Here is a 12,961-nt window from a genome sequence, read left to right as displayed (position 1 = left end):
ATTGGGGTCGTTAGCTGAAACATTTCAGCAAGTAGATCGGGCATCTCTGCCAGGTGACCAGAAGGAGGATGTCCGCCGGTGACCGGCATCCTCAAGCCGGCCGAGCGCCATGAACAGCGATCATGCCCGATCCACGCCACAAGCTGCCGACCGCAGGTCAACCCGATCGCCGAGTTCCTGGCACGCACACGGAGCGACGACATCTGATCCCACGACGCGTGATCACGGCCCGTCGCGGTCAGGTTCAGCAAATCTCCCTAACCCTTCGCGGGGTAAGGTGCCGAAGCATGATCGACATTCCGCTCTGGCCGGCAACTCCCCCGGGCCCGGCTACCGGTGAACCGCCGAGCCTGACGCTGTACGCGGCGAACGGCCTGGCCACGGGTGCGGTTGTGGTGTGCCCAGGCGGCGGTTACGCCGGGCTGGCCGGGTACGAGGGCGCGGACGTGGCCCGCTGGCTGGTCACGCTGGGCATCGACGCCTACGTGCTCCAATACCGGGTGGCCGGAGCCGGGCCGGGGAGCGAGCCGCTGCATCCGGCTCCGCTGTACGACCTGCGCCAGGCGGTGCGCGTCGTCCGGGAACGCGGGACCTCGCGGGTCGCCGTCATGGGGTTCTCCGCGGGCGGCCACCTCGCCGCCACCCTCGCCACCTCGAAAGACGGGGAGCGCCCGGATGCCCTGGTGCTCGGGTACCCGGTCATCGACCTCACCGGGTCGCGCGCGCGCTCCGGGTCGCGCCGCAGACTGCTCGGCGCCGACAGCACCGAGGAGCAGGCGAGGGCCCTGTCCGCCCACCTCAACGTGACCGCCGAGACGCCGCCCACGTTCCTCTGGCACACCGCGGCCGACGAAGGGGTCCCGGCCGAGAATAGCCTGCTGCTCGCCGCCGCACTCGCCCGCGCCGGAACACCGTACGAGCTACATGTCTTTCCCGAGGGCGAGCACGGGCTCGGGCTCGCCCAGAGCGGACTGGCCGCATCCGCCTGGCCTGGCCTCTGTGCCACCTGGCTCGCTGCCCATCACTTCGGCCCCGCGCCCATGAGCTTGCCACGTAAGTTCTGATCTGCGCGTTTGCCGCTCCCTGGACCGGGCCGACCTCGTCACGGAACTCGCCTCAGCGTGCCCGGCGTCACGAACAACCGCCGGCGACCGGCTGGAGACAGCAGACGCGCCAGCGCGCTGAGCACCGCCCGATCCACCCACGACGGCCGAGGCCTTGCCACCTGCCGACGGGGTCTGTCTAGTAAACCGTACAGTCCCGCCCCTGACTGGTGCCGTGACGGTGACGGGTAGTTGCCTGGAGCACTTTCAGCGGCGGCGGCGGAGATCTCGACCTCGATCCGGGTTGCCGCCGGCTCGCCGGTCGGCTACGAGAAATGGCCACATTCGTCACATGGTTGACAGTGCTCGGCTCGTCTGTGACCCTACTTGAAAGCTTTCAAGTCGCCTGCTAGCTGCCGTTCCGGTGCTCGCTCCGACGACGTCATTGCGTGCTTCGAGCCGCGAACACCACTACCACGATCGAGCGACTGGAGACCTCCGTGGCCACGGACAGCACGCGATTCCGCATGAGTCGGCGCATCTTCCTCCAGGGAGCGGGCAGCGGCCTGCTCCTTGCCGCGAGCAGCCTGTGGCGCATCCCCCAGACCGCCGCGGCAGAGGCCGCGACATACCAGCTCGAAAACAAGTTCATCAGTCTCTCCGGCGCGTACGGAAAACTCACCCGATTCGCGTGCGATTCGACGGGCTCCGGCCAGTACGAACCCACGGTGTTCGGCTCGGTGTTCCTCGGCGCGACCGACTTCTTCGACGCCGGTTTCAACAACGGCGTCACCTGCACGGCGAGCGACACAGCGCTGAGCCTGGCGGGTATCCAACTGCCGTCGACGATGAACCTGCAACAGCGGCAGCTCAACTCCCCCGTCCCGCTCAGCGCCGGGCAGACGCTCGGCCAGTCGTTCACCGCGACGATGTACCGCTTCTCCCGCGTCGGTGGCCAGTTCCCCACCTGGAGCAGCCAGAACTCGGCGTTGACGATGACGCTCTACGTGGGAACTCCCGAGACCGGTCTCACCGAGATCGTCAGTCGCGAGGTGAACCCGGTGCAGGACAACGGATGGGCCTACCTCGATGTGCCGGATCAGCCAGCCGGGGCCTACTACCTGGAGATATCGCACCGTTCGGGAACCCCCGGCTGGTGGAGCCGGCTCGGCGGCACCACGGTCGACGTGGGCGGGTCGGCATACAACAATCGTCAGGTGCAGGCGGATCGCACGATGACGATCGAGGTCGCGGGTTTCAACGTCGACGGCATCGCGTCGTGGGATTTAAAGCTCTCCGGCCGGAACCTGACGATGACGTACGACATTCAGTGGCAGAACGAACCACGGTCCGACCCCGGCCTGACGCTCAACACGTCGTGGCTCCGCGACGGATACTCCGTCGCCGCAGCGGACGGCGTCCTGTTCAACCGCTTCTACGGAGACCGCGGCGACTACATGCCCGCCGAACAACTGAAGCGTCGAGACGCCTGGACGAACCCGGTGTCGGGATCGAAGGCGGTCACAGCGAGCGGCAGCGGCCCGTACGACCTCCGGATCACGGGAACCGAACCGGTCCTCGACGGTACGATGACCGCCGAGTCGATGGCGATGACGCTCAACTCCGGCAGCGCGGACACGGAGCAGGCCATCTCGCGATCGCTCGCGGTGGAAGTCCAGCCGCATTCCGACGCGCTGCCGGAGGTCTTTCCGGTTTTCGTGGCATCCGATCAGCACAGGGCGACGCAGTTGTCCACCTTCTACTGGGAGCGTGCGCTCAGCTACCGATTCAGCGGGCACGCCATGGACTGGGCCGACTGGGAGGGGCGCATCCTGGACTGGACCGCCACGGCGGGCTCCAGGGCACAGGCCGATTCCCTGTTGAGCACGCAACTGGAAGAGGACGGGTACGTCTGGTCATGGCCGGATTCGCCGGCGTGGCCCTTCCCCGACCCGACTCTCTTCGACGCTAGACACTTCACGTCCAATGCCATGTACATCCTCGGCACCTGGCGTTACTACTCGTGGACGGGAGACTCCGAATTCCTCGCCACGATGCTGCCGCGAGTGCGGCGTGCGATGAGCTTCTATCTCGACTCACTCGACGGAAAGAGTGGGATCGTCACGATCACGTCGCCCGACCACAGCGGACGGGACGGATCGCTGGCCTCCAACTACTGGGACATCACGTCGTTCGGCTATCAAGACGCCTATCTCAACGCCTACTTCTACGGGGCCCTCGAGGCGATGGCTCAGCTCGAGGATCACGTCGGAAACGCGACGATCGCGGACGAGCTGAGGTCCGTGCGCCGGCAAGCCCGGCAGCGCTACAACCAGGTGTTCTGGAACGATGCGGCGGGCAGGTACGTCCAGACCATCGACGCCGACGGCGTCGCTCACGACTACGGCTCGACCTACGTCAATCTCGAAGCGGCGTCGTTCGGCCTCCCCACCAAGAAGCAGGCCGCGCGCATCTTCGACTGGCTCGACAACGGCCACACCGAGCTGCGGGATGCGGTCGTACTGATCGAGAGCGGCGGCCTGGCACCGACGATCGGAGCGGGCCACTCGCTGGGGCAGAGCTTCACGGCGAACGCCGAATTCACGAGCGTCGCCGCGCGATTCCCCACCTACGGCAAGCGCGGTGCCGCGTTCACGATGTCGTTCTACCAGGGGCTGCCGGGCGAAACGTCGGTCAAGATCGCGGAACAGCGGTTCACCGACTGGAGCGACGGCCAGGTAGCGCACATCGATCTGCCGAAGCAGCCACCCGGCGTGTACTACCTGGAGGTCTCACAGGTCACGGGCACGCTCGCGTGGTGGTCGTCGGCGACAACCGTGCCGGGAGCGACGGCGTATTCCGACGGGCGTCCCGCACCGGATGCCTCGACCAGGTTCGTCGCAGCACTCGGCGACTACGTCGAGGGACCCGCCGACATCTACTCGAAGTGGGTGTTCGCCCCGAGGTCGACGACGCGCCGCAACAGCTACTGGTTCTTCCTGACCCACCTCACGACTCCTTGGGGAGACGAAGTGCAAGATGGCGGAGCCATCCTCTACACCTCGGGATTCGACGTGATGGCGCGCGCCCGCTATCGATCCGCCGATGATGCCTGGGCACGGATGACGACGATCCTCGATCGGTGGAGCGAACCCGACCACATCTGCGGCGGCGCTCCCCTGTTCCGCGGCGAGACCTCGGTCGGCAGCCCGGGCGGGAGCTCGGTCGGAACCGATATCCCGTTCCCGGAGAGCGGACTGGCGCCAGCCAGTTTCCTGTACGCCTTCATCGGGATCGAAGCCGAGCCGGATGCCCTGGTCATCACCCCGAACCTGCCGTCGGAGCTGGCCAATGCCGGCGTGCGTCACCTCCGCTGGCGCGGACGCCAGCTCGACCTGCTCGTGACACGCAACACGGTCACCCTCACAGGCAACGGACTGGCGATCAAGCGGCGGTACAAGCCGGGCCATTCGGTGCGCGTGCCGTCAAGTGAGCTGGAGTAAGACGCGGAACGCTGCGCCTGCGAAAATTACATCCGCCCAGGTCATCCCGATGAGCGATCGAGACAAGGACGTCGAGATACTGGCCCTGCGCCATCAGATCACGGTTCTTGAACGGCAACTCGGTGCCGACACCAGGGTGAGATTCACCCTGGACGACAGGGCCTTCCCTCAGCACCCTCCTGGCATCGTTGCCACACGAGGTTCTGCGTCGGCACCATGCGGATGGCTTCTTCCTTGAACTCGCGTGAGAACTGCCCGCAACGCCTTGTCACGTACCTACCTCTTCCAGACTTCTGTCAGCTTATGTAGCCGACTGTCCGGAATCTGCTGGGCACCTCACAGTGCCGATGCCTTGGCCAGCTTGAACATGCGCAGCATCTCGACGGGACCGTCACTGCTCTTGGCCACGGCGGCGGCGAGGCCCGACAACACTGTGCCTGCCGAAAACTACATCCATGCACGTCAAGCATGCCGCACATCGCGTCTGAGATCGCCTGCAATTCCTGGCTTGCGGACGCGAACTCGCCAGATGATGGCTGCTCCGTGGTTGCTCGATCTACCGTGAAGCTCGAGCCTCATCCCGAAAGCCCTGCCGACACGACCCTGTCGAGATTGGACAAAATCGCACATAGTGCCGGTGGTCACGAACGCATGGTTGCTCGGTGATTGCTCGCGTGTATGCAATACGGGGCGGCACGCGACGGTACAGGCCGACACGAAGATCGGGAGAATCCCGGCCACGACGATACAGAACAACCCTCGATGACACTGGGCGGCACTCAGGGAACCGACTCATAATCCGTGGGTCGTGGGTTCAAGTCCCACCCGTCCTACTCTCCAATACCGCGTTCTACCTGAGGTTTCTCGGTTCTCGTCGACCTTGGATCGCGTTATTGATCATGGTTGGTTGCTCGGTGGTTGCTCTCGTGTACGGATCGCGTAGCGCGGTAGATCGTTTAGGCTGTCACCGTCAGCTCAGACCCAAGAGATGACCATCGGAAGATCAAGCAAGAAGGTCTGCGCAGCGTTGCCGGTCAACGGCGGCCTGATGCGCGCTCAAGCTATGTCCAAGTCGGCTCTGCGCCTGCCGAAAACTACATCCATGCAGTTCAAGCGGCATGTGAGTACTCATGGAGGACCCCGCCGAGCCGGTCCCGTCTGCGTACGCTCAGCTCGGCGATTCGCGTCGGATCCGTGGTCGGCTCCGGGACGGTGCGTAGCGGGGCCGCTTGATCCAGGGCTTGGTGGGCGCGGTGCCGGTTGTAGAACCGCTCGTACTCACGCAGGGCGTGACGCAGGTGGCGCTCATTCCATACCAGGCAGCGGTCGAGCAGTTCGCGGCGACACGACTGCACCCACCGCTCCATGACCGCGTTCATCCGCGGTATCCGGATCCCGGTGATCACGGTCCGGATACCGGCGTCGGCCAAGATCTCGTCCATGAGAGCGGGGAACTTCCCGTCCCGGTCGCGGATCAGGAAACGTGCCCGGCAGCGGCGGTGGTGCCCAGCACATGGACGCGCCGGCTGGCGCGCTCGATGACGGCCAGGATGTACTGGCGTTGCCCCGTGAGGGTGACGGTCTCGATGAAGTCGCAGGCCAGCAGCGCGTCGGCTTGGGATCGCAGGAAGTCCGTCCACGTGACCGACGCTCGTTCAGGGGACGGGTCTATGCCTTCCTGCTTGAGGATCTCCCACACGGTGGAGGGCGCGACCTTGATGCCGAGCATGACCAGCTCACCGTGCACCCGCCGATATCCCCAGGACGGGTTCTCCCGGACCAGGCGCAGGATGAGCGTGCGGATGGAGCGGACCGTGGGCGGGCGCCCCGGCCGCTTCGGCCGGCAGGTACGGGCATGACCGCGTCTCATCAGATCGCGGTGCCAGCGCAAGACGGTGTCCGGGCGGACGAGGAGGCGCAGCCGGCGCAGGATCTCGCGGGGCATTGACGTCAGCAGGGCGGCGAGGAAGGCCCGGTCCTCGGGAGTGAATCTCACCCTGGCGTCGGCGCCGAGCTGCCGTTCGAGAACAGTGATCTGGTGGCGCAGGGCGAGGATCTCGACGTCCTTGTCCCGATCGCCCATCGGCAGCAGCCGCAGCGCGGCGAAGGTGTTCGTGACGGCGAGATAGGCCAGACGAAAGAGCACAGACGATCATCACGCCGCACTCCGAGCGGCTGGGCATCACGCGCGTTAGGCGATCCCCGCCAGGACCATGACCTGGCCGGATGACATTATCGGCGCCCGCAGATCGCCACCTGGGTGAAGGACACCTGGCCGCTGGCGGAACAACGGCGCGGGACCAGGACGCGTGGATCTGCTTCGCCGACGAAGCAGGACAATCGCTGAGGCCTCCCAAGGCCCGCACCTGGTCCCGCCGTGGACACACCCCGGCCGTCACCGTCTCGGGCAAGGGCTCCGGCCGGGTCAACCTGGCCGGACTGATCTGCCTCAAGCCGGGGCAGCGGACCCGGCTGATCTACCGCATGAGGATCTACCGGCGTCGCAAGAACGAACGCAAAGGCTTCAGCGAGACCGACTACGCCCGTCTGCTGGACCCGCTCATCAGCAGCTCGGCGGGCCGATCGTGCTGATCTGGGACAACGTCAACATTCACGTCGACGCCCGGATGCGCGCCCTGATCGACACGCGCCCGTGACTGACGGTGTTCCACCTGCCGACCTACGCGCCTGATCTCAACCCCGTGGAGATGGTGTGGTCGCACCTCAAACGCGGCCTGGGCAATCTGGCCCCCTGCACGCTCGACGACCTCGCCGTAGTCATCCGCAGCCGACTCAAGCAGATGCAGTACCGGGCCAGCCTTCTGGACGCCTTCCTGGCACCCACCGGCCTGATTACGAACCCGCGGTCGACATGAAACCCCGAACTTTCAACCTCTGTAGCGATGCGCGCGAGCTCCTGGCGGGACACCTGGCCCTATCTCACGGCTCTTTCGAGAAATTCCCGAGGTGGAGCCAGGCTCAGGTCTTTCGCGTCGGTAGCTTTCTGTCTGCCGGCCTGAAATACCATGACACTATCGTGAGAACCAGAAGAAAGAGCGCCGGAAGCAGTTGATACCAAGAGTCGCCTGAGGCGATATGCGAGAACATCCCTCCGGTGAGCAGGAAGAAGAGGCCCGCATACGCCCATTCCTTGAGTAGCGGATACCTGGGGAGAAGAATCGTCACCGCCCCCAAGAGTTTCCACAGGCCCAGTATCGTTAGAATATAGACGGGGTAGCCTAGTTCCACAATGCCCCAAGCATAGGGTGGCGCCAACGCGCCCTCGCCTTCCGCTCTCAACAATTGTTGAACCCCGGAACCGACCAATCCCGATGCGAGCCCAATGGTGGAAATCCAGTAGATGATCCTTTGCCTTCTTGTCATATCGCAATGACTCCTTGTCGACTTGCGCTCCATGGCTATACCTGCACTGAGGTTTCTCCTGCTCTGGGCGCACGAGAAACTTCACTGTCGCTTGCGCTCGGTCAGGCGTTGTTCGTCTTGATGTGGCGCGCTCATCACGCCATGGCGAGTTGGCTGGTCCGCGCTTCTCGATTCCTGATCGATCCGACCTCGGCCGACCGACTGCCGCGCGAGCGTCACCCGGGTCTGTTCCGCGATGACCCGGGTGACCACCCGTCCCGAGCTGGGCAAGCCGTTGTCACCGGAGAGCTCCAGGGCCCTGCGAACCGGCCGGTGCGGTGTCGCGTTCGCGTCAGCGCACGGCCTTCTGAACGAGCCTCCTGATCGCCGCCTCGCCGGCCTCGGTCAACTCTGTCAGGGCGTAAGCGGTCGGCCACATGCCATCGTCCTCGTCGAGATTCGCCTCCACGCTGAACCCCAACGAGGAGTAGCGTTCCTTGTCCGCCTGCCCGCTGCGGAAGAAGCACACCACCTTCCCGGCCTTGGCGTAGGCGGGCTGGCCGTACCACAGCCTCGGCGCCAGCTCGGGGGCGGCGGCGGTGACGACGGCGTGTACGCGCTCGGCCAGCGCACGGTCCGGCTCTGCCATCGCGGCGATCGCCGACAGCACCGCCGCCTCATCAGCGGCCGCCTTCTTCGCGCCTCGGCCGCCGCGTGCCGCCGCCCTCAGCTCGGTGGCGCGTGCCTTCATCGCGGCGCGCTCCTGCTCGGAGAATCTCTCCGCCGAGGAATCGTGTCGCGCCTTCTCGCTGCCGGCCTTCGATGTGCCGCTCATGACGCGTTGCTCCTTGTCAGTCGCCGGGAGGGGATGTCCTCACGCTATCCGCACGGCACAGGTCAGGGCTTCTCGATTCCTGACCGGTCCCACGCCCCGCGGCGCCGCACGCGGCTGCTGATCCCAGGTCTCTTTTGGTGATTTTTCAGTCGTAAACACGAAATGACGCACAGTCACGGATCGCCCTGGTCCAGTCGGCCAGCCCGGGATCGTCCGTCGTGGCCTCGCACAGGCTCTGCCACAGGTTCGCCCTGGTCCAGCGGACGAACCAGCGGTGCGCGGTAGGCACGCTGACATCGAAGGAGGCCGGCAGGTGCTGCCAGGCGCAGCCACTGGTGAGCACATAGACGACCGCGGTCAGCACCGTACGCGCATCGGCGGCGGCCCTGCCACCCCCCTGACGTCGCCGACGCGGGGCCGGCATCAGCGTAACGGCCACCTCCCACATCTCGTCGGGTACCAGCCGACGGGCGAGTGCCTGCATGGCAGCGATCCTCGTCCATGCCCGCTGAACTGCCAAATGAGACGTGAGCCGATGTGCGCGGGAGGGACTCGCGGAGCTAATGTCGGCCCTCGATCGACGGCCTGCGGCCGTCCGCCATCGACGAACGGAGAACTTCCATGACCATCCTGGTGACCGGCGCGACCGGCACGATCGGGCGCATCGTGGTCGACCGCCTGCTGCGCGCCGGACAGCACGTGCGCGCCCTGACGAGGAACCCGGCCACCGCCGCCCTGCCCGATAGCGTGGAATTGGTGGCCGGCGACATTAGTGGCGCGCCCGCCGCGCTCGACGGCGTGGACCGCGCCTACTACATGGCCGGCCTGCTCGACCCCGACCCCGGCCGCGCCGCCGAGCAGGCCGGCGCCTTCGCCGGACAGGCCGCCAAATCGGGACTGACCCGCATCGTCACCCTCACCAGCGGGGCCGTCACCATCCGGCGGCCGGGCAGCTACGAGATGCTGCACCAGGTCGAACAGGCCATTGAAGCCTCCGGCCTGCAATGGACCCACGTCCGGCCGGGGGAGTTCGCCATCAACAAGCTGGACATGTGGGGTGAGTCCGTCCGCACCGAAGGCGTGGTGCGCAGCGCCTTCCCCGACGCGCTCGGCGTACCCATCCATGAGGCCGACATCGCCGAGGTCGTCGCCGCCGCCCTCGTCCAGGACGGGCACGCCGGGAGGGCCTACTCGCTGAGCGGCCCGCAGGCGCTCAGCCACCGCGAGCAGGCCGCCGCGATCGGCGAGGGACTGGGCAGAAGCCTGCGCTTCGAAGCGCTCACTTACGGCCAGGCACGCGCCTCCTACATCACCGCCGGGATGCCCTACGACATCGCCGAATACCTGCTCGGCTACCAGGCCGAGTACGCCGAGGAGCCGCCCACGGTCCTGCCCGACGTCGAACGCGTCCTCGGCAAGCGCGGCCGCACCCTCGCCCAGTGGGCCACCGACCACCGCGCCGACCTCACCCAGGACTCCTAGCGGCCGGCCCGGCTCGGGCCGGACCGGGACGCCTTGCGTGATCGCTTCCGGTGGTCCAGCCACGGCACCCGCCGATCTCCACCGCCGCGCAAGCCGGTCACCGCCTGACCGGAGAAACGCATGGCCATGCGCGACCCGGTCGCCCTGTCGGTCATGGTCGGGGGCAGCGACTGCAATCGCCATCAAGGTCCCGGCGGGCCGACATGGCAAGGGGATCCGACACGTCCACGCGGACAAGCGCGGCCGACAGATCATGCGGACTGCCCACCAACAGCAGGTCCAGACGCTGCCCTCCGACACGAATCTGCGGATCCTACAGGGAGCTGGAGCACGGCGGCGGGTTAAGTAACGGTTCGACTACTTTCGGTTAGTTATGGGCGAGCCGGCCCTACTTTGCGGCGTATGCCGATGGTGGAGTTCCTTACCGATGACGAAGCGTCCGCGTACGGCCAATATGGGGAAGTGCCGTCGCGCGCGGACCTGGAGCGGGTGTTCTTCCTCGATGACGAGGACCGGGAGCTGGTCGAGCGTCGTCGAGGCGACCACATGAAGCTCGGCTTCAGCCTTCAACTTGTCCCCTTTCGATGGGTGGGGCGATCAAGTCCGCACCGTCCCGCTCCCACCGATTGCCCGCGTCCGCATCTCCACCTGGCTCGACATCCGCGGACGCCACCCCGGCCCGCTGTGGACCGGGCAACGCGGTCAACTCACCATCTCCGGAATCGTCCAGGTCATCCTGTCCATCGGCCGGGCCGCTGGTCTGCCTGGGCTTCGACCGCATCGGCTGCGTCACACCTACGCGAAGGCGGCGCCGACGTCGCCCAGGTCCAAGCTCTTCTCGGTCACGCCTCCCTTGACACCTCGGCCCGATATTTCCGCGCAGGCACCGCCGAGCAAGCCGCCGTCGTCGACCGCGTCTTCGCATAGAGCGGCTACCCATATCGGACCGCCGGATGGCGGTAGGTCCGCTGGCGTCAGCCCGCTACCGCCACTGACCGATTGGTTGCTGCTCAGGGGCCGGCGCGGCGCGGCCGAGTTGCTGGCCATCGCCGAAGAGCTGCGCCGGGCCGATATCCAGCTGGAGCTGCTGACCGGCCCGTTGCAGGGGCTCTACGACCCGAGCGGGCACGGGGCGGCGTTGTTCGCGTTCTTCGCCGGCATGGCCGAATCTGAGCGGGAGTACATCCGGGAGAAGTCCCTCGAAGGTCAGGCTTCAGCGCGGGAGCGCGGCCGTCACGGCGGCCGCCCCAAGGTGTTCGACGACGACATGATCGCCTACGCGCGCAGCCTGCGCGGGCGCGGGGTGCCGGTGCCGGAGATCGCTCGCGAGCTGGTCATTCGCACTGGTAAGAACAAGGGCCGTAACCCCCCCTGGCCAGCGTCTATCGCGTGCTGGGCGAGGACGGCGAAGGCTGACCGCAGACTGCAAAGGCCTTCGGGGCAGCAGCGGCCTAGCGCCGGCTCGGTCCTCAAGAACGAAGCCGACCGGGGGCACAATGTCACCAGATGCCAGGAGATCACTTAGGTCCGATATCGCCGCACTCTTGCCATGACATGCCTATATCGGACTATCATCGTCATATGGCGATTGATAGTGATGCTGGCCTCTGCGTCAGCGCCGACATCGCCGCCGGCATCCCCCCGGCGGCCGCGCTCTTCCACTCCCTGGCCGATGAGACCCGGCTGCGCATCGTGGCCCGGCTGGCCCGTGGTGAGGCCCGCGTGGTCGACTTGACCGCCGAGCTCGGCCTGGCTCAGTCCACGGTGTCCAAGCACCTGGCCTGCCTGCGCGACTGCGATCTGGTCGACTACCGCGCCGAAGGCCGGCAGTCGTTCTACTCCCTGACCCGGCCCGAACTGATGGACCTTCTCGCCTCGGCCGAACAGCTGCTGGCCGCCACCGGCCACGCCGTCACGCTCTGCCCCACCCCCGGCACCAGCCACAACCGCGATGACAGCGATGGCGGCGTGGCACTCGCGGCCGGAGAGGCACTGGCATGACCGCGCTCAACCTGCCCGGGCTCGGCCCCTCCCCAGTGCGGCGCACGCTGCTGCAGCGCCGGATCCGGCTGCTGGTGGCCGCCACCATCACCTACAACGTGATCGAGGCGGCCGTGGCCATCACCGCCGGCAGCATCGCCTCCTCGGCGGCGCTGATCGGCTTCGGCCTCGACTCGATCGTCGAGGTCGCCTCTGCCGCCGCGGTGGCCTGGCAGTTCTCCGCCGCCGATCACGAGGCGCGGGAGAAGACCGCGCTGCGCGTCATCGCGATCTCCTTCTTCGCCCTGGCCGCCTATGTCACCTTCGATGCCGTCCGCGCCCTGCTCGGCTCCGGTGAGGCCGAGCACTCCACCCCCGGCCTGATCCTGGCCGCCCTCTCGCTGGTCATCATGCCGTTCCTGTCAGCCGCCCAGCGCCGCACCGGCCGCGAGCTCGGCTCCGCCAGCGCGGTGGCCGACTCCAAGCAAACCCTGCTGTGCACCTACCTGTCGGCGGTACTACTGGTGGGCCTGGCGCTCAACAGCCTGTTCGGCTGGTCCTGGGCCGACCCGATCGCCGCCTTGGTCATCGCCGCCGTCGCGGTCAAGGAAGGCCGCAAAGCCTGGCGCGGGGACGCCTGTTGTGCCGTCCCTGCCGCCTCCCTTTCCGGTGGCATCGTGACCGGGACCGCCTCCGCGGCTGACGGCTGCTCGGACGGTTGCTGCTCATCAGTGCAGACCAACACGTAGGAGGAC

The 12,961-nt window shown here is 66.7% G+C and carries 14 protein-coding genes and 1 pseudogene; 10 read left to right on the top strand and 5 right to left on the bottom strand.

What is annotated here, in order from left to right:
- Nucleotides 1-78 precede the first annotated feature (78 nt).
- The 3 genes from ACTMTF_RS41575 (at nt 79) to ACTMTF_RS41565 (ending at nt 4,546) form a co-directional block, all read left to right on the top strand.
- Nucleotides 79-207 (top strand): hypothetical protein, encoded by a 129-nt coding sequence (locus ACTMTF_RS41575; protein ID WP_441115611.1) that lies wholly within the window; start codon nt 79-81, stop codon nt 205-207.
- Between the two features lie 80 nt (nt 208-287).
- A complete protein-coding gene (locus tag ACTMTF_RS41570) occupies nt 288-1,064 on the top strand; it encodes an alpha/beta hydrolase (protein ID WP_441115610.1) in 777 nt (258 codons plus the stop codon).
- Nucleotides 1,065-1,543: 479 nt separating this feature from the next.
- Nucleotides 1,544-4,546, top strand: coding sequence for an MGH1-like glycoside hydrolase domain-containing protein (locus tag ACTMTF_RS41565; protein ID WP_441115609.1), 3,003 nt, complete (start codon nt 1,544-1,546; stop codon nt 4,544-4,546).
- Between the two features lie 1,109 nt (nt 4,547-5,655).
- On the opposite strand, the gene ACTMTF_RS41560 is transcribed toward ACTMTF_RS41565, so the two are convergent.
- Together ACTMTF_RS41560 and ACTMTF_RS41555 are read right to left on the bottom strand one after the other, a co-directional pair.
- A complete protein-coding gene (locus ACTMTF_RS41560) occupies nt 5,656-5,988 on the bottom strand; it encodes an integrase core domain-containing protein (protein WP_441115608.1) in 333 nt (110 codons plus the stop codon).
- A 32-nt stretch (nt 5,989-6,020) separates the two neighbouring features.
- Nucleotides 6,021-6,692, bottom strand: a complete 672-nt coding sequence (locus ACTMTF_RS41555; RefSeq protein ID WP_441115607.1) for a hypothetical protein — start codon at nt 6,690-6,692, stop codon at nt 6,021-6,023.
- A gap of 80 nt (nt 6,693-6,772) precedes the next feature.
- Here ACTMTF_RS41555 and ACTMTF_RS41550 point away from each other — a divergent pair, with 80 nt between their 5' ends.
- Both ACTMTF_RS41550 and ACTMTF_RS41545 read left to right on the top strand, forming a co-directional pair.
- The gene (locus ACTMTF_RS41550; protein ID WP_441115606.1) at nt 6,773-7,138 is read left to right on the top strand and encodes a hypothetical protein; all 366 of its coding nucleotides are present in this window, start codon (nt 6,773-6,775) and stop codon (nt 7,136-7,138) included.
- Nucleotides 7,139-7,209: 71 nt separating this feature from the next.
- A complete protein-coding gene (locus ACTMTF_RS41545; RefSeq protein ID WP_441115605.1) occupies nt 7,210-7,422 on the top strand; it encodes a transposase in 213 nt (70 codons plus the stop codon).
- A 103-nt stretch (nt 7,423-7,525) separates the two neighbouring features.
- Here ACTMTF_RS41545 and ACTMTF_RS41540 read toward each other — a convergent pair whose 3' ends face one another.
- From ACTMTF_RS41540 to ACTMTF_RS41530, 3 genes are all read right to left on the bottom strand, one after another.
- A complete protein-coding gene (locus tag ACTMTF_RS41540) occupies nt 7,526-7,963 on the bottom strand; it encodes a DoxX family protein (RefSeq protein ID WP_441115604.1) in 438 nt (145 codons plus the stop codon).
- Nucleotides 7,964-8,261: 298 nt separating this feature from the next.
- Nucleotides 8,262-8,744, bottom strand: a complete 483-nt coding sequence (locus ACTMTF_RS41535; RefSeq protein WP_441115603.1) for a DUF1801 domain-containing protein — start codon at nt 8,742-8,744, stop codon at nt 8,262-8,264.
- Nucleotides 8,745-8,889: 145 nt separating this feature from the next.
- Nucleotides 8,890-9,228: a transposase gene (locus ACTMTF_RS41530; protein ID WP_441115602.1), complete on the bottom strand. Its 339-nt coding sequence runs from the start codon at nt 9,226-9,228 to the stop codon at nt 8,890-8,892.
- Nucleotides 9,229-9,365: 137 nt separating this feature from the next.
- Between ACTMTF_RS41530 and ACTMTF_RS41525 the strand changes: the two genes are divergently transcribed.
- The 5 genes and pseudogenes from ACTMTF_RS41525 (at nt 9,366) to ACTMTF_RS41505 (ending at nt 12,955) form a co-directional block, all read left to right on the top strand.
- The gene (locus ACTMTF_RS41525) at nt 9,366-10,226 is read left to right on the top strand and encodes an SDR family oxidoreductase (RefSeq protein ID WP_441115601.1); all 861 of its coding nucleotides are present in this window, start codon (nt 9,366-9,368) and stop codon (nt 10,224-10,226) included.
- Nucleotides 10,227-10,628: 402 nt separating this feature from the next.
- Nucleotides 10,629-10,769, top strand: a pseudogene (locus ACTMTF_RS41520) (DUF4158 domain-containing protein); the annotation flags it as partial.
- Nucleotides 10,770-10,797: 28 nt separating this feature from the next.
- Nucleotides 10,798-11,751 (top strand): recombinase family protein, encoded by a 954-nt coding sequence (locus ACTMTF_RS41515; RefSeq protein WP_441115600.1) that lies wholly within the window; start codon nt 10,798-10,800, stop codon nt 11,749-11,751.
- Between the two features lie 56 nt (nt 11,752-11,807).
- A complete protein-coding gene (locus tag ACTMTF_RS41510) occupies nt 11,808-12,227 on the top strand; it encodes an ArsR/SmtB family transcription factor (RefSeq protein ID WP_441115599.1) in 420 nt (139 codons plus the stop codon).
- On the top strand, nt 12,224-12,955 hold the full coding sequence (locus ACTMTF_RS41505) for a cation transporter (protein WP_441115598.1): 732 nt from the start codon (nt 12,224-12,226) through the stop codon (nt 12,953-12,955). Before ACTMTF_RS41510 ends, ACTMTF_RS41505 begins: the two co-directional genes overlap by 4 nt.
- Nucleotides 12,956-12,961 lie beyond the last annotated feature (6 nt).

The organism is Nonomuraea sp. ZG12 (assembly GCF_052068115.1).
In the GTDB taxonomy this organism is placed as follows: domain Bacteria; phylum Actinomycetota; class Actinomycetes; order Streptosporangiales; family Streptosporangiaceae; genus Nonomuraea.
The sequence above is the reverse complement of the archived record's forward strand: the minus strand, read 5'-3'. Positions and strand labels throughout refer to the sequence as shown.

Coding starts and splice junctions, on each gene's coding strand:
- ACTMTF_RS41570 (WP_441115610.1), top strand. CDS start 288: ATGATCGACATTCCGCTCTGGCCGGCAACTCCCCCGGGCCCGGCTACC.
- ACTMTF_RS41550 (WP_441115606.1), top strand. CDS start 6,773: ATGACATTATCGGCGCCCGCAGATCGCCACCTGGGTGAAGGACACCTG.
- ACTMTF_RS41535 (WP_441115603.1), bottom strand. CDS start 8,744: ATGAGCGGCACATCGAAGGCCGGCAGCGAGAAGGCGCGACACGATTCC.
- ACTMTF_RS41530 (WP_441115602.1), bottom strand. CDS start 9,228: ATGCAGGCACTCGCCCGTCGGCTGGTACCCGACGAGATGTGGGAGGTG.
- ACTMTF_RS41505 (WP_441115598.1), top strand. CDS start 12,224: ATGACCGCGCTCAACCTGCCCGGGCTCGGCCCCTCCCCAGTGCGGCGC.
- ACTMTF_RS41525 (WP_441115601.1), top strand. CDS start 9,366: ATGACCATCCTGGTGACCGGCGCGACCGGCACGATCGGGCGCATCGTG.
- ACTMTF_RS41560 (WP_441115608.1), bottom strand. CDS start 5,988: ATGGACGAGATCTTGGCCGACGCCGGTATCCGGACCGTGATCACCGGG.
- ACTMTF_RS41510 (WP_441115599.1), top strand. CDS start 11,808: ATGGCGATTGATAGTGATGCTGGCCTCTGCGTCAGCGCCGACATCGCC.
- ACTMTF_RS41540 (WP_441115604.1), bottom strand. CDS start 7,963: ATGGAGCGCAAGTCGACAAGGAGTCATTGCGATATGACAAGAAGGCAA.